28 protein-coding genes are annotated in these 17,959 nt (G+C 40.0%); 5 read left to right on the top strand and 23 right to left on the bottom strand.

The features are described 5' to 3' along the window. The first annotated feature begins 45 nt into the window (after nucleotides 1–45). Nucleotides 46–720 (top strand): hypothetical protein, encoded by a 675-nt coding sequence (locus tag J500_RS16880; RefSeq protein ID WP_004997537.1) that lies wholly within the window; start codon nucleotides 46–48, stop codon nucleotides 718–720. A 2-nt stretch (nucleotides 721–722) separates the two neighbouring features. Here J500_RS16880 and J500_RS01810 read toward each other — a convergent pair whose 3' ends face one another. The 20 genes from J500_RS01810 to J500_RS01905 all read right to left on the bottom strand — a co-directional run bounded on the left by J500_RS01810 (nucleotide 723) and on the right by J500_RS01905 (nucleotide 12,052). After that, nucleotides 723–2,360 carry a phage protein gene (locus J500_RS01810; RefSeq protein WP_034697878.1) on the bottom strand — a complete coding sequence of 546 codons (1,638 nt, stop codon included), beginning with the start codon at nucleotides 2,358–2,360 and terminating at the stop codon, nucleotides 723–725. Nucleotides 2,361–2,362: 2 nt separating this feature from the next. Then, on the bottom strand, nucleotides 2,363–2,929 hold the full coding sequence (locus J500_RS01815) for a phage protein Gp27 family protein (protein WP_004997541.1): 567 nt from the start codon (nucleotides 2,927–2,929) through the stop codon (nucleotides 2,363–2,365). A 14-nt stretch (nucleotides 2,930–2,943) separates the two neighbouring features. Continuing rightward, the gene (locus J500_RS01820) at nucleotides 2,944–3,237 is read right to left on the bottom strand and encodes a hypothetical protein (RefSeq protein ID WP_004997542.1); all 294 of its coding nucleotides are present in this window, start codon (nucleotides 3,235–3,237) and stop codon (nucleotides 2,944–2,946) included. Between the two features lie 6 nt (nucleotides 3,238–3,243). Beyond that, the gene (locus J500_RS01825) at nucleotides 3,244–3,525 is read right to left on the bottom strand and encodes a DUF2730 family protein (RefSeq protein ID WP_004997543.1); all 282 of its coding nucleotides are present in this window, start codon (nucleotides 3,523–3,525) and stop codon (nucleotides 3,244–3,246) included. Further along, entirely contained in the window at nucleotides 3,518–4,054 is a 537-nt protein-coding gene (locus tag J500_RS01830) for a hypothetical protein (RefSeq protein ID WP_004997544.1), read from the bottom strand. The genes J500_RS01825 and J500_RS01830 overlap by 8 nt, the downstream gene beginning before the upstream one ends. 2 nt (nucleotides 4,055–4,056) lie before the next feature. Next, a complete protein-coding gene (locus J500_RS01835) occupies nucleotides 4,057–4,506 on the bottom strand; it encodes a M15 family metallopeptidase (protein WP_004997545.1) in 450 nt (149 codons plus the stop codon). 127 nt (nucleotides 4,507–4,633) lie between these two features. Continuing rightward, entirely contained in the window at nucleotides 4,634–5,065 is a 432-nt protein-coding gene (locus tag J500_RS01840) for a Mor transcription activator family protein (RefSeq protein WP_004997546.1), read from the bottom strand. Next, nucleotides 5,025–5,399, bottom strand: a complete 375-nt coding sequence (locus J500_RS01845; RefSeq protein WP_228128174.1) for a regulatory protein GemA — start codon at nucleotides 5,397–5,399, stop codon at nucleotides 5,025–5,027. Before J500_RS01845 ends, J500_RS01840 begins: the two co-directional genes overlap by 41 nt. Nucleotides 5,400–5,458: 59 nt before the next feature. After that, nucleotides 5,459–5,872: a hypothetical protein gene (locus J500_RS01850; RefSeq protein ID WP_004997553.1), complete on the bottom strand. Its 414-nt coding sequence runs from the start codon at nucleotides 5,870–5,872 to the stop codon at nucleotides 5,459–5,461. Between the two features lie 65 nt (nucleotides 5,873–5,937). Continuing rightward, a complete protein-coding gene (locus J500_RS01855; RefSeq protein WP_004997555.1) occupies nucleotides 5,938–6,249 on the bottom strand; it encodes a hypothetical protein in 312 nt (103 codons plus the stop codon). A gap of 93 nt (nucleotides 6,250–6,342) precedes the next feature. After that, nucleotides 6,343–6,615 carry an HU family DNA-binding protein gene (locus J500_RS01860; protein ID WP_004997557.1) on the bottom strand — a complete coding sequence of 91 codons (273 nt, stop codon included), beginning with the start codon at nucleotides 6,613–6,615 and terminating at the stop codon, nucleotides 6,343–6,345. Between the two features lie 20 nt (nucleotides 6,616–6,635). Continuing rightward, complete coding sequence (locus J500_RS01865; RefSeq protein WP_004997559.1) at nucleotides 6,636–7,253, bottom strand: DUF3164 family protein; 618 nt, start codon at nucleotides 7,251–7,253, stop codon at nucleotides 6,636–6,638. A 2-nt stretch (nucleotides 7,254–7,255) separates the two neighbouring features. After that, the gene (locus J500_RS01870) at nucleotides 7,256–7,468 is read right to left on the bottom strand and encodes a TraR/DksA C4-type zinc finger protein (protein ID WP_004997562.1); all 213 of its coding nucleotides are present in this window, start codon (nucleotides 7,466–7,468) and stop codon (nucleotides 7,256–7,258) included. 94 nt (nucleotides 7,469–7,562) lie between these two features. Beyond that, entirely contained in the window at nucleotides 7,563–7,907 is a 345-nt protein-coding gene (locus tag J500_RS01875; protein ID WP_004997568.1) for a helix-turn-helix domain-containing protein, read from the bottom strand. Further along, nucleotides 7,891–8,109: a hypothetical protein gene (locus J500_RS01880; RefSeq protein ID WP_004997571.1), complete on the bottom strand. Its 219-nt coding sequence runs from the start codon at nucleotides 8,107–8,109 to the stop codon at nucleotides 7,891–7,893. Before J500_RS01880 ends, J500_RS01875 begins: the two co-directional genes overlap by 17 nt. Then, nucleotides 8,102–8,749: a hypothetical protein gene (locus J500_RS16885; RefSeq protein WP_051062663.1), complete on the bottom strand. Its 648-nt coding sequence runs from the start codon at nucleotides 8,747–8,749 to the stop codon at nucleotides 8,102–8,104. Before J500_RS16885 ends, J500_RS01880 begins: the two co-directional genes overlap by 8 nt. Before the next feature lie 47 nt (nucleotides 8,750–8,796). Continuing rightward, complete coding sequence (locus J500_RS01890) at nucleotides 8,797–9,564, bottom strand: AAA family ATPase (protein ID WP_004997580.1); 768 nt, start codon at nucleotides 9,562–9,564, stop codon at nucleotides 8,797–8,799. A 56-nt stretch (nucleotides 9,565–9,620) separates the two neighbouring features. Continuing rightward, nucleotides 9,621–11,309 carry a Mu transposase C-terminal domain-containing protein gene (locus tag J500_RS01895; RefSeq protein WP_004997592.1) on the bottom strand — a complete coding sequence of 563 codons (1,689 nt, stop codon included), beginning with the start codon at nucleotides 11,307–11,309 and terminating at the stop codon, nucleotides 9,621–9,623. A 42-nt stretch (nucleotides 11,310–11,351) separates the two neighbouring features. Beyond that, complete coding sequence (locus J500_RS17655; RefSeq protein WP_004997593.1) at nucleotides 11,352–11,783, bottom strand: hypothetical protein; 432 nt, start codon at nucleotides 11,781–11,783, stop codon at nucleotides 11,352–11,354. Then, nucleotides 11,783–12,052, bottom strand: coding sequence for a helix-turn-helix domain-containing protein (locus J500_RS01905; protein ID WP_034697785.1), 270 nt, complete (start codon nucleotides 12,050–12,052; stop codon nucleotides 11,783–11,785). Before J500_RS01905 ends, J500_RS17655 begins: the two co-directional genes overlap by 1 nt. A gap of 200 nt (nucleotides 12,053–12,252) precedes the next feature. On the opposite strand from J500_RS01905, the gene J500_RS01910 reads away from it, so the two are divergent. The 3 genes from J500_RS01910 (at nucleotide 12,253) to J500_RS01920 (ending at nucleotide 13,623) form a co-directional block, all read left to right on the top strand. Continuing rightward, entirely contained in the window at nucleotides 12,253–12,900 is a 648-nt protein-coding gene (locus J500_RS01910) for a helix-turn-helix domain-containing protein (protein ID WP_004997595.1), read from the top strand. Nucleotide 12,901: 1 nt separating this feature from the next. After that, a complete protein-coding gene (locus J500_RS01915; protein ID WP_004997596.1) occupies nucleotides 12,902–13,183 on the top strand; it encodes a hypothetical protein in 282 nt (93 codons plus the stop codon). A 230-nt stretch (nucleotides 13,184–13,413) separates the two neighbouring features. Further along, the gene (locus J500_RS01920; RefSeq protein ID WP_004989206.1) at nucleotides 13,414–13,623 is read left to right on the top strand and encodes a hypothetical protein; all 210 of its coding nucleotides are present in this window, start codon (nucleotides 13,414–13,416) and stop codon (nucleotides 13,621–13,623) included. A gap of 47 nt (nucleotides 13,624–13,670) precedes the next feature. Here J500_RS01920 and bioB read toward each other — a convergent pair whose 3' ends face one another. Both bioB and queG read right to left on the bottom strand, forming a co-directional pair. Then, nucleotides 13,671–14,660: a biotin synthase BioB gene (gene bioB, locus J500_RS01925; protein ID WP_004997598.1), complete on the bottom strand. Its 990-nt coding sequence runs from the start codon at nucleotides 14,658–14,660 to the stop codon at nucleotides 13,671–13,673. 83 nt (nucleotides 14,661–14,743) lie between these two features. Beyond that, complete coding sequence (gene queG, locus J500_RS01930) at nucleotides 14,744–15,847, bottom strand: tRNA epoxyqueuosine(34) reductase QueG (RefSeq protein WP_004997600.1); 1,104 nt, start codon at nucleotides 15,845–15,847, stop codon at nucleotides 14,744–14,746. Nucleotides 15,848–15,875: 28 nt separating this feature from the next. Here queG and J500_RS01935 point away from each other — a divergent pair, with 28 nt between their 5' ends. Further along, nucleotides 15,876–17,363 carry a bifunctional ADP-dependent NAD(P)H-hydrate dehydratase/NAD(P)H-hydrate epimerase gene (locus J500_RS01935; protein ID WP_004997601.1) on the top strand — a complete coding sequence of 496 codons (1,488 nt, stop codon included), beginning with the start codon at nucleotides 15,876–15,878 and terminating at the stop codon, nucleotides 17,361–17,363. Nucleotides 17,364–17,369: 6 nt separating this feature from the next. Here J500_RS01935 and ruvC read toward each other — a convergent pair whose 3' ends face one another. Beyond that, on the bottom strand, nucleotides 17,370–17,915 hold the full coding sequence (gene ruvC / locus J500_RS01940) for a crossover junction endodeoxyribonuclease RuvC (protein ID WP_034697892.1): 546 nt from the start codon (nucleotides 17,913–17,915) through the stop codon (nucleotides 17,370–17,372). Nucleotides 17,916–17,959: the final 44 nt, after the last annotated feature.

Genomic DNA, 17,959 nt, shown 5'->3' on the forward strand with positions numbered 1-17,959 from the left:
GTTTTTCTAATAAACTCAAATTTTAATCTTGAACCCATTGATGCTATGAAAAAAATAAAAGAAATTTTAAGCTTAATTATTGTGCCTGTTATCACTATTGCTTATCTATTGTTTATTTTTAAAATTACTGAATTGAATGCATTTATGAAACTAGAACTTAATGCCAAAGGTGATTTTCTAGCTGGAATATTTGCTCCTTTAGCATTTCTTTGGCTTGTCTATGGTTATTATCAACAAGGTCAAGAGCTTAAACAAAATACTGAAGCATTGCGTTTACAAGCAGAGGAACTTAAAAATAGTGTTGAACAACAAATACAACAATTTGATTTATCTTCACAACAATTTGCGATTTTCAAAGAAAAAGAAGAGTTAGAAATAGCAAGAATTAATAATGATGCTCTACCAATTTTCCATATTTGGATTCGTAGTCACAACACACATTCTGGTTACAATATAGGTATTCTGAATACTGGAGCAAAGGCTAAAAACGTTTTACTTAGATATATTAAAAGTGACGACCAAGAATTCAATTTTGAATATTCAGTATTTAATCAAGATCAAACAGAAGCATTTATCATGAGACAAATTGAAATAAGTAAAACTGACGCCAACTTTTTTATTACATTTACAGATGGGTTGGGAAGAATACAAGTTTCGAAATTCATGATAATAAACTCCTCAAACAATATACACAAAATTGCTTTTATAAAAATTGATTGATTTTAAATACATCCACCACTAAACCACCCATCATAATCATCGGGGCACACATTCATCTCTTGACGGGATGGAAGTTCTAAAAACTCAATCGGTGATGATAAATGCAAACTGGCAAACCATGCCAAAATCATTGCCACTGCACCATCGCCATGTCGGTACAGCTCAGGCTCTTTTAAATCTTTGGTTCTGGCCTTGCTCACCATATGAATACCATCAACTTCTTCAATCGCAGTACAGTCATTTTTTAGGTTGTCATCCCTTGGCAAATCAATCATGTCGTCTTCAAAAGCAGATACAAGCTTGGGTGTCCATAAACCATACCAGTTACGATTCAGCTTAATTTCATGCACCATATGCTCACCGTACTTTTCAGCGGTATATTCAGCTAAGGTTTCACCTGTACCTGTGGCATCCATCGCAATACCACCAAAGCGCGGTAAACGATCCAACATATGCCATAGAATTTTCTTTTGCATACGTGCTGGAACATTGTGCATCTCGATAGCAAACGGGGCGATCCGACGCAAATCTGTATCGATGTAAAACGGTAAAATATAACTAAAGTCACGATGACGAGCATAATCCTGTCCAGCACAATGCTGACGACGCTTATCCAATTTTGCCAGTTCAGGGTCTAAATATCGTTGAATCCACTCATCGATATATGCGTCGCGCTCATCAGGAGTAAGCTCTTTAAAATCATCACCCAAGGTCAGACGTAGAATAGTTCTGACTTCAGGCATTGCACGTTCTACCCATAGCTGAGGTAAACATACTGATGATCCATCGCGGGGGATAGCATCTAACTCTTCACGCATGGCAGCTTTACGACTGCCATAAGCTTTACGAATCTTTTTATACCATTTCTCTTTGCCTTCAAGCGTTGCTGCTTTGCCTTGCATAAAGCAAACACGCTCATACAACCCATTCGCCACAGCATCATCAAAAGTAACCACATGCACTTTGGCATCTTCACCAAAGACACCGTTTTCAATATCTTTGACAAATTGATTGAACGGATTATTTTTACCGTTATGGGAACTAATGATGGAGATGCGACCACCCCAAATCAAAAGTGCGGTTGCTGCTTCAATCACGCCTTGAACATTGGGATGGAATGCAGCTTCATCAATAACAACTTTACCCTGTAAACCACGGATGTTCTCAGGACGGCTAGATAACGCGACAATTTGAAAACCACTCGAATAACGCACACGGTAGGCGGTGATCTGACGGGTTTCGCCTTTGTCATTTTGGTCTTCAAAAAGAAATTCTTCAATCTGAGAAATACCTTGACCCTGAGCCTCAGCAATAACGCGCGAAAACTTGGCACAATAGCCAATAAACTCCAGACCTTTTTCTTTGGTATCGCCAATGTAGTAAACACTCATACCGCCAGCTTCTTTGCTCGCTGCTGCGGTAAATACAGCATCAAAGCTTTCGGCAAAAGTAATACCAGTACGACGACCTTTAGGACAGGCTTTAATATCTGTCTTAATCTTTAACCACTCAACTTGGTGTTTCATCAAAACACCTTCCTCGAAAGGATTTAAGTTGTTCGGTAAATTACGCGCACGTTCTGGAAGTTCATCCCAGTCAATAATTCGTACTGTATCTTGCCGTGGCTTTGGTGCATTCATCATTATTTGATGCCTAACACTTTTTCACGCCAGAATTGAATTTGCTCTTCGCCCATACCTTGTGACGCAGCAGCTTTTTTAAGATTTTCATCTTGTTCTTTCAGTAACTCTTCACGAGCCAACCGCCGAACTTCTTCCCGATTATCCATTGCCTTTTCTTTGGTCATCATTGCTGCACGAGCAGCACGGGCCAAAGCACCTACAGCATCAATATCCATTTTCGGTTTTTCAGGATCATCCCCAGTATTGGTTAGTTCATCTAACGCTTTTTTGGTCACAATCGCTTGTACAGCCTGAGCAAGTAACATCCCGCCTTTGTCGTCTGGATCTTCACCAAATTCCTTGACGAGCACCTCAGATGCCGCAGCAAATTCACGCATGGCTTTAGCTTCTTCAGCCCAACCTTTTTTCTCACGCCCTAGTGCGGAACGACTTGGAATACAGTCCACAGGAAATTCGGCACGAATTTCATCCATCATTTCATTGAGCGTGAGCCGATCTTCGCGCAGCATTTTTTCAATAAAGGCACGTTGCTCATCAGAAAGCTTATGCATAAAAGACTTAGCCATAATTGCCAATACTCCTAAGCTGAAGGGCGCTTGATACCATGAATACGCGCACGACCTTCAACATAGTCCTGACCACGTTCAGTGAGACGAACGACTAATACAGCAGGATTGTCCATTTCAATATCAATACAACCTTGCTCTTTCAACCAATACAGCTCAGTTTTGACCTGATCACGACTAAAGCTTAAACCCCAATGATTCAGTCCACTGTGCAATGTAGAGCTATTACCACGATAGCTAGGCATTTCATTTAGCAAGCGCAGCAACACAAGTCGCATTTCTTCTTTTAGATGATTTTCAAAGCTCATACGACCTCACTTATTGTTATTTAAAAGATAATCCTCAATCCGTTTAACTCCTTGCTCAACACCACCAAGCTTAGAATTAACAGTATTGAGTTGACCTTGTAAATTTGAAATATCAACACGGGTTGGCATATCTTTCATTGAGTTTTCAAGGGCAATAACACGCAAATGAAGATCAAGCATTTCTTTAGCTGAGGCGCTGTGTTTCTGGATAATCCATGCATAAATACCTAAAGCAGTCACCACAATCCATTGCACCTCAGCAAAGCCAAGCTTTAAAAAATCAAACATCGGCATCTCCTTGCACTGGCATCAAAGGCTTAGGTTTACTCTGATTAATAAAGCGCGTTAGAAAACCAATAATTGCAAGAATTGTAGTTACTTTCCCTTGACTCGCTTCAGGAATTAAACTCACAATTTCGGGTGGAATACCGTAAACTGAGATATAACCAATAAGAATAAACATCCAGTTACTAAGCCATTTCCAACCCGATTTCCAATTATTCACCAATAAACCACTATGAATTGACGCTTCTACTGAAGTGATCACAGGTAAAATTTGTTGCGCTTGACGTTCAATATGATCTTTAAGCTCAGTCACACGAGCTTGATGGCGCTTGGCTTGTTCCGATAGTTGTTGTTTAGATGCAGCAACTTCTAAGGTCAGATTATCAATCTGACCAGTAGCCTTATTTAATTCACTACGCAAAGCATCATGCTGATCGGGGCTAATCACTTGAACTTTTAAATGTTCTTTAACCGCATTATCAACACGAGTTTTAAAAAGAGAACTGGGGATTTTATGTTGAGTTTTTTTCATATTTAACCCACCAACTCAAAGTGCGGGTAATCTTTGGTTTTAACCCAGTTACCACCCCATGCAATTGCCACTTTTAGCTCAACCGCAGCGGCTTTCATAGCAACTGAAATTGCTTTAAATTTTGATAAATCATTCCAATCAATAGGATAGGGAACTAAATCCACCGCTTCACCTTTCACATGCTTAGATGCAAAAGGATCAGTCAGCCATGTCACTTTTGAAAGGCTTGGTTGAGCATATTTTTCAGGAATACCACGCAGCTTACACTGTTCTATAGTTCGACCTTTGCCCCAGTTGATCATGCACTGCTCACGACTACGCACGCCCTCAACCACCATAAAGTCCTGATCAGTCAACTGGATTGCACGTCGTACAACTTCGACCAAATCAGGATTTACACCTTGCAGGCGTGACAGACTTAATTTTGATAGTACATATTGCTTTTTAGTCACAATAAAACCTTTTAAATCATTATTTAATATGTGGTTATTGTTTGACTTTTAAGCACTATATTTGAGCGGAATTACTTCCAATAAAAAACCGCCCGAAGGCGGTAAAAGAGACCATTAGAGTTATAGATTACGCTTCAAACAAGTCAAGTTGATCATCATCTTTATGCTTTACAGGCTTATTCTCAACCATATCTTTACGGATTTTTCTGATCCAACGTGGCGTAACGCGATATTTTTCAGCAAGTTGATCTTGGATATTTGATGATGCACCGAGTTCTTCTAAATCTTGTTTAATACGTTGGTCGCGCAGTAGGCCAATGTAACGATCCGCTTTAGGGATATAAACACGATCACCATTCCAGAACTGGCATAGTTTTTTTAAATTATTGAAGCCTAATAGAATAGAAAGTTCATGACTTTCAGAAATTGACTTAACAGGTGGGAATGAATAGTCATGTCCACCGAACCGCTGAACTAAAGTCATTGCGGTTCGGTAGTCAGTAAGCTGAATAATGGTTCTAAGGTTTTCGGGAAGTTTGTGGAGGTACTCGTCTTTCATTGGGCAGTCTCTTTTTTCTGTACTCTAATGCCGCAACTATACGATGTAACTCACTTTCTGTGCAAAATTCTAACGCTTCTTTTTTAAACATTTTTTTAGCGATGCCAATTGCATAGTTCCAATGCAGCTCGGCATCTGTCAAAAGCGCTTCAATCTTGTCCATCAAAGCATCCTTGGATGCTTTGACTTTAGGTTTAGTTCCAAATTCCTTCTTACTAAACCCAAGTTCTTCTAAACGTTTTAAAACGGCTACCAGCTCATCATCATTCAAGTCCTTGGCAGATCGCTTACCAGTGACCTGCTGTAGTAGATCCCGATAAGTATCATCATCCATTCCTAGCTCTTTCTTACCTAGATGAATGGCTGCTAGGCGGTGATTACGTGAGGCCTTCTTCATATTGACATCTCACTTATAAACTCAATTGAATCACTCACTTTAATCAAGTGATTGATAGGGGCTTGAGCAGTATTGAAATAAGGCAACTTATACTCATATTTTTTATCCAAATCATACCGTTTTTTAACTTCACGCTTACCCCATATTTTAGTAAGTTCAGCTTTCTGCTTTGCCGAATAATATGATTTGTATAGTGTGGGATAGAACTTGCTTTCAATATGTTCATCAGGCTTGAATAACCAAATGGATTTAAAAAATCCATCTACATAGACACCAACCGCCAACTTCATTTTTGAAACGCGTTCAAGACACAAACTAATTTCATGATCATTGCATTTAATCTTTACAGTTGAATATTGATGATTCAATTTTTCGAGAATAAATGCTTTCTGTTCTTTGGATAGACTCATGATGTTTCTCCAAGACTAATAATGATTTCAGGCGGTAACTTGTCTAAATCTTCAATTTTGATCATTTAAATTGACTCCACCTTACAATCTTCGATATGCATCTCACGTCTTGAAAAGAATGTGCTATTGTCGGAAACGTTAGGCATTCCTTTTTTCCATACATTCAAAACCCGACCAAAAACATCCCAATTTCCATTTTCTCCACCATTCAAAACAAGTTCGGCGGCATACTTGTACAGGTCATCAGTACTAGTAACTTCATAGCCACAAGCATTAATACTTTTAATGTCGTCTTCAGAAAGTTGTTGAAATTCATCTGGTAGCTCAATTTCAAGTTGAGATTCAACAGTAATTGTCACTAATTTTTTAATACCCATTTTAATGTCTCACTTTTAAAATTTAGGCCAAAAAAATCCCGCCAAAAGGCGGGACCTTTTGTTTTGTTAAATCAATTCATAGCTTGAATCAAATCAATTCACCGCTTCCTTCAAAGCTTTACCCGCTTTAAACGTAGGCACTTTGCTGGCCGCAATTTCTAGGGCTTCACCCGTTTTAGGATTACGACCAGTTCGTGCAGCACGATCTGAAACTTTGAAAGTGCCGAAACCCACAAGCGCTACTTCACCACCATTGGCAAGTGTATTAATCACCGCAGCTTCAAAACCTTGTAATGCATCTGCGGCCTGAATTTTTGTTAAACCCGCGCTTGTTGCGATATGTTGGATAAGTTCTGACTTATTCATGAATAATTACCTTAAAAAAATTAAATATTTGCAAAATCAAGCGAGATCGGCTGGTACTTACCATCCTCATCTCGTTCATAGAAACGGACATAATTCTTACTATCAGTCACGATAATGCTGTCACTGATGGCTTGCATAGCTTGCTGCCACTTAGCATCATCGATATTCAATCGACGTAAACCAAGTACACGACCTGTCGAGATTTTTCCCTCCTTATCAACTTGGAAAGCATCATTAATCAATGCCTTCAAGTTATCGTTAGAATTCGCTGACCATGACTGGATACATTCATCAATCAAGGCCTTAGCTGCTTGTAAACGCTCATCAAAACGAATTGAATCCTGACATTGACGAACGACTTTATATTTACCATCAAAGCTAAATAGAGTTAGATTGCCTTTAGCCCCACCAATATTGACTTCATATTGTTCAGCCGATAACTGCACAAATGCGGCTATATCACCAAACACCAAAGCCTTAAAATCACGTAAAGACTGTTGCTGCTGTTTGGCCTGATCAATGAGTCGAATGACTAAGTCACTACGTTCCATATCAATCGGTTTGATCTGAGATTCTGGAATCAAACGACCTTTGGCATCTTGTTTAAACCCATCAGGGATTTGCATGGCTGAGTTCATTTTTATCTCCGAAAATGCTTTTGTTTTGCTTCAAAACTAAACTGACATTTGATACAACATGTCACACCACCAATTGCACGACGCTGATCAGGTATATCTTCACCACAGTCTTCACATTCATAATTGCTGCACGCTGTAAATTGCGCACGTGCATTTATTTTTTCTTGTAAGTTCATGGCTTGAAACTCTTCCGCCATATCAACCAAATCAACCATGACAGCCCCCCAATTTTCCAATTAAATCCAAGATTTCTGGTAATCCGAAAATGATAAAAAGTGCTGCAAGCCAAAAAAAATTATCACTCATTTTCTATTCCTTATTGCCTGTCTGACCACACCCAATCGGGCAAAATTGACATTCTCTCCAATGCCTCATTTCGGCAGGATTTTGTGTAGGAGCATCACGCTCTTTAAACTTTCGACATTGATCACTAGATATTTCATAACCCAGATATGGACATTCAACTTTATCCAACACTTTGATGACTCTTTTTTCGAGTTGTTCAGTACTGCCAACGTATTTATCGCGTAATGCTAGCGATAGACTTGAACGAGCATAGCCAAGTTCATCCGCCACTTTCTGGATGCTTCCAAGTTCGGCAATACGTGCATGGACTAGATTTTTCCATTTAGGTAATTCAGAAGAACACGACATAGCTAAGGCTCCATGCAAGCGCAAGAATGATCGTGACCAAAGTAAAAAACATGGTTCGATATTTCTGACGTTGGTATCCAAGTTCAAACTCAGCCGCTTCGGCGCGTTGCATAAAAGCATTACGCTCAAGAAACATCCGAGTACGATGACGATTTAGACAAGCTTCACGTTGATTTACATGTTCAGGGCTAAAGTTATGCATCTAACACCCCCAAAATTGTGCCGTGTTTCAGTTCTTCATCTAGCTCAGGACGTTCAGCGAACATGACCTCGTTTGTATTTGGGTCAAATACATGTTTGGCACGCTGAATCTGCGGTGGTTTTGGGCCAGTATTCATTTCAGGCAATAAAATATATTTAGCCTTACCGCCTGTAACTCGTGCCGCTTTTACAACTTTTAAATAACCTGCTTTATGTAATGTCATCAGGTAGTTACTAGCAGTTGAAATTTCAATATTCAAAGTATCATTACTTGAAATAGCCGCTAACTCATCTGCATTCATAGGTTGCTTACTAATTCGTAATGTATTCCACATCGCTTTAGTGCCACTAACTGTCGTAATCAATTGTCCTGCTTTTGTCATTGTTGGGTAGTTATAGCCCATATCTTTGAAAAGGCGATATGTCCGCTGCTTCACCACACAATTTGGATGATGTACAGGTTTTTCATTCAAAATTTCAACTACGCCAGCCTTAACCAGTTGCCCGACAAAACTACGAACACTTTCATACACCATGCCCGCATCTTCAGAAATTTGTGCAATCGTAAACTCATGACGATTTTTTCGAATTTCGTTCCAAGCTCGTTGGCGAGGTGACTCATACGGAGTTTTTGAGTTCATGATGTCTAATTCCTTAAAGTTGGGTCTAAAAAACGCGATATCCATCTTCAGAAACTCCGTGGTTTTGGGCTTTCGCCAGTCACAAACCCTTGAGGTAACACCATTTTTAACTCTTTAGAACCAATGTGCTTAACGCCTTGCTCAAGGGCGAGTTCGTGCAACATTTCAAGGTTAGTTGAAACTCGTCGGGTCGAACCGCGGACGGCTACAATCAACTGTTCCAAGACACTTGAGTCAATCTCGATACTTGGCGCATAAATACGACTGAGTTGATAGGCATCTTCAAGATCAGAAGGAAGTGCGGGAACCCAATTTAGTACACGACCATGAAACCGTTCCCATTTTTCAAGCTTACGCGCCAACAACTCCTCACCAATAATCAAGAAAGTCCCTTGGCTGGCTTCATACAAATCGCGAACTATTTCAACCTTTGCGCTATTCACCAAATGATCAAACTCATCAATAATGAGAGGTCGTCCTGACTTAGCTAACTCAGCACTGGCAAGCTCCATCATCTCGCTCAAAGTATTGGGCATTGGAATACTCATTTCACGTAACAGTGCTTGAGCAAACGCTTTTTTGGTATAAGTTGATTTTACTTGGACATAAAATGCATTGGTCTTGGTCGCTACATAGTTGGCAGCAGTCGACTTCCCGAAGCCACTTGGGCCATAGAAAGCAGAGATGCCCGGCAATAGCGGATTACGCTGTAAAGTACGATTCACCGCTTCATAGCACTGTGCAATATTACGAATACTGGCGATGCCGCCATTCGTAACGATGTTCTGTAAAACAGGATTGACATTTGCAGTCATTTAAATCACCATAAATATGTGGTTGTTTGATTTTTGTGCTGGTACTGCGAATACCATCACGATACTTGACGACGCTCTAAATACGTTTTGAGCGTTTCGTCATCTAAACTAAGCTGTTTAAACTTCTTAGACATTTGGAACATGTTCCAAAAATCCTGATCCTTTTCAGAAACTTCCTCCTCTTTTAAAACTCTCTTATCAATGTTCATCCAGCGCTCTAACGGAGTGCTAAACACTTGACCCGAATGCTTTTCATCTTCTTGTGGTAGCTCTACATCTTTAAAGTAAACGCGTTCTTCAGGTTTAGGCTGTACAGGCAATGCATCAAGTTCAGCCATAAGTTTTTGACGTTTTAATTGGTCAAATGGAATCACATTCTGATTTTCAATATGCTCAATCATGGCTTTAGGGCTTAATTCATCAAATACTTCAGCCTGTTTCACAGCCAAACGACGTAAACGTCCATCAGCACGGTTTTGGCGCGCCTGTTCAACCTTGGAAACAGGGAAATAATTGCGCTTATTTGCATTCCAAGTTGCATGGCAAATCAAGCGACCATCTTCATCACGTACCACAACTTTTTCGGCACTATGGATGTCATAACCCACAAGCACTTCAACCCCGTGATATTGCTCCAAGTCCTTGTTAAAATAGCGGTTGCCAAACAACTCTATCTCACCTCGGCGCACCTTACGCGCCTCATAAGGACGGAACAAATCTTCTGCATCCCAATCTTCTACCCGATCAATTGGCGCACCTTGTTCTAACGCTTCGTTCCAAGCTTCTAACGGAGTCTGATACCGTTTTTTTAACGTGACAGGATCAACAACTCTCTTCAAACCACTATGTGGCTTATTGTTGTATTCATTGATCACCTGAGCTGCATAAGCTACAAAGTCAGGCCATGACATCAATAATTTGGATTGACCAAACTCAGCAATGTCCTTACGAGTAAGCTTAAACACTGCATTGCCTGCTTCACTGTCCATGTCTTTTCCCATGTATGTTGGCAGTTTTTTTGCAGCAGTGACCCATAAGGTTTGATGGCTTCGCTCAATCATCCCTTTGGCTTGCGAGTTATAAGGTAAAGCATGAGTGACTTCTGTATTTAAACGTGCCATGACCCCGCGATTCTGCGCTTTGAGCATGTCATTTTTATAGCCAGAGCCATTGTCGACATAAAACAATGCAGGGATACCACACTCCACAGCAGCTATACGAATCGCATCCAAAACACACCAACTACTTTCCGCTAAAGAGATTGACCAACCAACTAAACGACGAGTTGCTACATCCAAAATAGACGTAATTTCAGGTCTAAACGGCTTACCGTGCGCTGGATGAGCTACTTCAGCATCAAAACAATGACCATCAGCGGTATAGACATCAGTAGGCAACAACAAACTGGTATCACGTCGAATAAACGGACGAATGTTCTTTAACTCACGCGCGCCCATCTGTCCACGCATTACATCCACCTTTCCCATTTTTTCATTAAGGAAACGATAAGCCTGCGCATAACTTGGACATTTCACTCCCGCATCCAGATATTGAGGAAGCATCTCCAGACAAACTGTGAGCATGGGTTTTTGCGGTTGACTCCACACTTTCAATAATGCTCCAGCCCATGCAGGCATGACGGTCTGACGTTGTTTCGGAGCCAATACAGCAATGACAGAAATCTGATGCTTTTCAGCGTCTTCAACTGTTTTCATCCAGTCAAATATAGAACGTCGACTCACCACACGATTTTCACCTGACTTTGCATTCGCTTTAGAAACAGCGTGTTATATATCCGCAGGTAAAGCGCCTTCATAAGCTTGCTCAATAAAAGTTTGAATGGCTGGTGTTTTCTTAGCACCTGCATTAATCTGGCTTTGCAAATAACGCACGATAAATAAGCGATTTTCAGCTATTTCACGTTGCCAATTCATCAACTCTGTCGGTTGCTGAGTATCAATCACAGTTGACAATTCAGTTTTAGTCACCATAGTTGGTTCAGCTACATTCAGTTCTTGTTTAATACCTTTAAGAACCACAAGTGTCATTAAATCGTTTGGAAGTTCGTATTCTTTACGCATTCCCCCTTTTCCACGACTTGGAATTTCTTTATACTCAAATCCATTTCGAGCTAGAAATTTATCTAAACCTTTCTGAGTTTTAGGCAAACCTTCTAGTTCTAAAGCTAATAATTCAGCAACACTGTAATGTGTTTTCATTAAGCACATTCCTTATTGCTGTATCGAGGGTAGATACGCTTGTTATCGATTGTCCAACGCTCTGGAAATAGCTCGTGCAAAGTTTTTCCCAAAAAGTTCGCAATCACAAGCTCTCCCTTTTTACTGGGGTGATACAACGCATTACGAACTCTCCGATCAGACATACCGTAGTCTTTAGCCAATTGAGTGATTGACTTACCACGTCGCTCAATTTCAGCTTTAATGCTGTATCTATCCCATTGTTCTGTGGGCTTTTTCTCGAATCCCATATGAACTCCTTAAGTGCCAGATGGCATTTTTTTTAACTTGTTAGACTAGGTATTTACTTAATCTAACGACAATATAAGTTCTTAAAAAAGAACTGTCAGCGGTTCTTTTTAATATAAAGAACTTTATTAATATTTATTTTTGAAAATATTTATGTTTTTCAAAATGTTATTTTATTTTCATTAATGGTGATTTTTTTGTCATGAGTTCTTTAAACACTAAAAATAATTCAGAACTAGAGAACCCTCTCAAAGAGAGAATCAAGTTGTTAATGACTGAGAATGAACTGGAGAAACCTTATAGCTTTGCTACAAGAGTTGGTTTATCTAAAGGTACTTTCACAGGAATATGGAAGGAAGGAAGGTCATCACTTCATAATGGGACTGTAAACAAAATTTGTGTTGCTACAGGAGCCAACCCTGCATGGCTTACAACAGGTATTGGAGAGCCATTTATATCAGATCAAAAAATAAATAATCAGGTGAATCAGGGGGCTAAACAAAAAAATTTAAATACCCAAATATCCCTAAATACTGACCTCTTGGCACAAGCATTTGACACAATGGACAAAGCTTTAAAAGTTACAAACCGCACAATGACACCTCAGTCAAAAGCAAAGTTTGTAGTGAGTATTTATGACAATTTAAACGAAGAAACCGAACTAAAAGCTGAACTATTACAAGAATGTATCTATACAATTGAACAAGCCTTACTCGATACACGACGTACAATGTCGTCTACTGCAAAATCTGAATTGATTTCGATTATCTATGATCTGTACTATGGCAACGCAGCTTACAAAGAAGCAATGAAGACCACACTAGACGAATTAATAAGGAGTACAAGCTAATATGCATGAAACAACAAATCGCTTTAATGTACAAACATTAAAGCAAGCAGGGGTAAAATTACCAAGTAAGGCGTTAGATATCTTTCTTAACGAATCTGAGCAACAGAATATAACACTTGAACTAAAGATTGCAGGAAGCGAATTATTCAAATTAGAGTTCACACTAGACGATCTACAATCACCAAATCGAACGATCACTAAAACGGTTGGTTCAACAGTAGAAAGTTTATTGAACCAAATTCCAGTCATCCAACAAGTGCAAAATAAAATCCAAAAATCTTAATCAAATTCTCTAACTGATAAAATCAGTGCAGAATAACGGGTAAATTTAAAACGCGGCTAAATTTGCCCCAAAAAATCTTCAAAGTCTTTCATATCAAAAGTTTCATCCCATTTAATCCCATTTAATCCCATTTAATCCCATAATATCCCACTCAATCCCACATCTACCTGGTGCAGAATCAGTTATAAACTCACAGTTAATTTTTATAAAAAAGCAAACTGAGCGTAAATATGTCGAATACTTCAAATCGTGATCAGCACATCGTTACCAATCAACTCGATCAAACCATTATATGGTTGATGCAACATCAGGATATTTTTGACTCATTGAGTTTCGACGTCCTTACGCAGCAACTCACTGTAAAACACGCAGCAGGGGAAGATTTGATTCGTGAAGGTATGTATCTCACTGCTCAATATGGCATTTTAGTGACATCATAAAAAAGCCCTCTTAGTTAAGAGGGCTGAGATCATATTAAACTGAGGTGTTATGCGCTCATGGCATCGATAGCCATTTCTCGAACAGAAACTTTTGGTTTTTCAGCGACTAATCCTAATTTTGCGAAAAGCTGTTGATCTCTGCCTTCACCCGCATTTGGGGTGGTGAGTAATTTATCGCCAGAGAATAAAGAGTTTGCTCCAGCCATAAATGCCAGTGCCTGATCAGAATCGCTTAATGACTCACGTCCTGCAGAAAGTCGGATATAACTTTGCGGCATGATAATACGCGCAACGGCAATCGTACGAATCCATTCAGTCACTTCCAGCTTTTCAACATCAGCCAGTGGTGTTCCTTCAATTGGAACTAACATATTAATCGGCACAGATTCAGGGTGAATGGGTAAAGTTGCAAGCTCATACAATAATCCAATACGATCTTGTTTATCTTCACCTAAACCAACAATCCCGCCACTACAGACTTTCAAGCCTGCATTGCGTACATGATCCAGAGTATTTAAACGATCATCAAAGGTACGGGTGCTAATGATATTGCTATAATATTCGCGTGAAGTGTCCAGATTGTGATTATAGTAATCTAGACCTGCATCATATAGGCGTTCAGCTTGTGATTGGTTGAGCATTCCAAGCGTCATGCAGGTTTCCATGCCAAGTGCTTTGACTTCGCGTACCATTTCCAGTACATAAGGCATATCGCGTTCATGGGGATTGCGCCAAGCAGCACCCATACAAAAACGTGACGAACCTGATTCTTTGGCTGCTTTTGCTTCAGAAATGACTTTTTCAACAGCAATACGTTTTTCTGCTTCTAATTTTGAATCGTAACGTGCCGATTGCGAACAATATTTGCAATCTTCGGGGCATTTGCCTGTTTTGATGGATAATAGGGTACTGACCTGAATCGTATTGGCAGAAAAATATTGACGGTGCACTTGTTGCGCCTGAAAAACCAGATCTAAAAATGGCTGATCATAAAGTGCTTGGATTTCATTACGAGTCCAATCATTACGTAAGGTCATTGTCATAATCCATGATGATTGCATTTACTAGCAACTTATCATACAGAATTCATGCCAAAGCTATAGGGCAAAAAACATCATTTTTACTGACTTGCGCGTTGCTTTAATAATTGTTGTTCAATTGCCCAGTCAATATGCACATTCACGATGTCATCATGTTGTGCTTTCGCTTGTATTAGTTGCTCAACAGTTAACTCAGAATAGAGTGCATTACCTAATCCAATGGCGATATTACGTTTAAAGGATTGATAGCCTGTGCGACGAATCGGACTGCCTTCGGTGTTATTTAAAAATGTAGCTTCATCCCAGTTCCAGATTTCTATCAATGAAATATTGTCCAGTCCATGTCGGGGATCAAAATCAGGAATTGAGGCTGTTTTTGCAAAACTATTCCACGGACAAATGAGCTGACAATCATCACAGCCAAAAATGCGATTGCCAATCCCACTGCGCAATTCTTCAGGAATAATTCCTTTATATTCAATGGTAAGATAAGCGATACATTTACGTGCATCCAGCATATAAGGTTCAACAATCGCTTGAGTCGGACAGATATCGATACAGGCACTGCAAGAACCACAATGTGCTGTAGCAGGTTCATCAAAAGGCAAATCGAGTGAGGTAAATAATTCACCTAACACAAAAAAAGAGCCTGATTTCTTGTGAATAAGCAGGGTATGTTTACCTGTCCAACCCATTCCTGCGCTTTCAGCCAGTGACTTTTCGAAGATCGGGGCCGAGTCTGCAAAAGGACGTGATTCAAATTCCCCAACTTTTTCCTTAATTTTTGAGGCAAGAGTTTTTAAACGTCCCCGCATCACTTTATGATAATCGCGTCCTCGTGCATAACGAGCAATAATGGCTGAGTTGGGTTCATCTGGTACATAGCGCGGTTTTGGTGTTTCCACCAGATAGTTCATGCGCACACAAATGATGCTTTTTGTTCCTGGAACGAGCAATTTTGGATCTGCACGTTTTTCCAGATTTTCCTCTAAATAGTGCATATCTGCATGGTAGCCACGTTTTAAATATTCCTCAAAACGCGGCATTTGTGCTTGAGCATCTGGTTTGGCAATGACACAATCAGCAAAACCCAGTGCCAAAGCCTGTTGTTTGATCCATTGTTTAAGCGCAATGGCATCATGTTGAAGAACAGGAATAGAAGCTGCTGAAGAAATAGATGACATATGCCAAGAATAATGAGGAAGAAGAACAATGCGAAGCATAGTTTACCATAGCCCTGTTTATAATCGTGAAAGTATTCAAGCATGGGAAAAGCGTTGGTTTGCACAGCACAATTCTTCTTTAGGTCTCATGCAGCAAGTGGCATGGACGATTGCTGAACGACTGGATCAATACATTTTACAAAAAAACCTAAGCATTGAAAAAATTGCAGTCTGGTGTGGTTCTGGAAACAATGCAGGGGATGGTTACTATACCGCTGCTTATTTGTCTCAAAAAGGCTATGAGGTTCAAATATTTGCAGCATCAACAGGTGATTCTTCAGATTTAAAGCAAGTGATTCTTTACGCGCAGCTTCATAAAATACAGATTGAGCCAAATTTTGCAGTTCCAGATCAATTTGATTGTCATATTGATGCGTTATTTGGAATCGGTTTAAATCGTGAGCTTGATCAAAGCTGGCAAAATACGATTCAACATTTTAATCAGTTAACTGGTTTAAAAGTTGCCATTGATGTTCCAAGCGGATTGCATGCTAATACGGGTCAGACCTTACCAGTCGCAATCAAAGCCGATATTACTTTTACGGCTTTGGCAATAAAAGTAGGACTGGTGACAGGACAAGCCAAAGAATATGTGGGGCAACTAGAAGTTATTTCATTGATTCCATGTGATGAGGAATTACGGCCAGTGGCTTATCTTACATCTTCACATATTCAGTTACCCAAACGTCAGGCTTTTGGTCATAAGGGAAGTTATGGACATGTGTTAGTGGTGGGTGGTCATGCCAATATGGGCGGAGCTGTGATCATGGCGGCAGAGGCGGCTTTTCATGCAGGTGCAGGCAAAGTCACTGTAATTTGTGATGCATCCCATCATTCAGCCATATTGTCACGTGCTCCAAATATTATGGTGCAAGATATTGATCAATTTGATCAGGAAAAAATTGAAGCATTACTTCGTCAGATCGATGCCGTTTGTTTTGGAATGGGCTTGGGGCGAGATGATAAGTCAGCACAGATTTTTAAGCGGTGGTTTAAAATCTTAAAAAGCCAAACTCAGCTTGAAATTGTATTAGATGCAGATGCGCTTTGGTTTTTGGCAGAAGAAAGAAATACTGATTTGCATGAAAATATCTATTTAACACCACATTCGGCTGAAGCAGCACGATTACTGAATACGACTGTTCAAAAAATTGAACAAGATCGAGTGGCAGCAATTGATCAACTACAACAGAAATATCAGGGCAATTGGGTATTGAAAGGCTCTGGCAGTTTGATTTTGGAAAATAATACGTTATTTGTCTGCTCCAGTGGTAATGCAGGGATGGGGACAGGCGGGATGGGTGATGTATTGGCAGGCATGGTGGCTAGTCTAAAAGCGCAGTTCCATGCAGAGATTGCACTTTCAGACATTGTCACTTTACATGGAAAAGCAGGTGATTTGTTGGCTGAAAAGGGTCAAAGAGGAATTCAGGCACAGCACATGTCAGAGGCAATTTATCAGCTTGTGAATGTTTAATTGAACTTAGCGCCTTCTACTGTTATACCGACTACGTCCACGTGCCATGCCACCCAGAGCATTTAAAACTGCCATTTTGCTCATGCTTCCAGATACATGGGCGTGACAAATGGCAGCGGCCAGCGCATCGGCAGCATCGGCTTGAGGTTTGATCGTTAAGCTTAAAATCCGCATGACCATCATCTGGACTTGCTCTTTATCTGCTGCACCATAACCGACTACAGATTGTTTAATTTGTCGTGCGGTATATTCAGCCACTTGTAAATCCAGATTCACCAAAGCTGCAATCGCTGCACCACGTGCTTGACCTAATTTAAGAGCAGAATCAGGATTTTGTGCCATAAATACTTGTTCGACTGCGGCTTCGGTCGGTCCATGAAATTTTACAATCCGTTCAACCCCTGCAAAAATCCGTTTTAAGCGTTCAGGCATGTCCTGACTTTCCGTACGTATGGTTCCAGCGTCAATAAAACGTAACTGACCGCCATCTTTTTCAATGATGCCATAACCTGTAAGGCGCGAACCCGGATCAATTCCTATAATTAATGGCATAACAGACTTTAAAAATAAAAGATTGCCCATATTGTTACATAACA

It is taken from the genome of Acinetobacter sp. 479375 (assembly GCF_000581715.1).
GTDB lineage: Bacteria > Pseudomonadota > Gammaproteobacteria > Pseudomonadales > Moraxellaceae > Acinetobacter > Acinetobacter ursingii.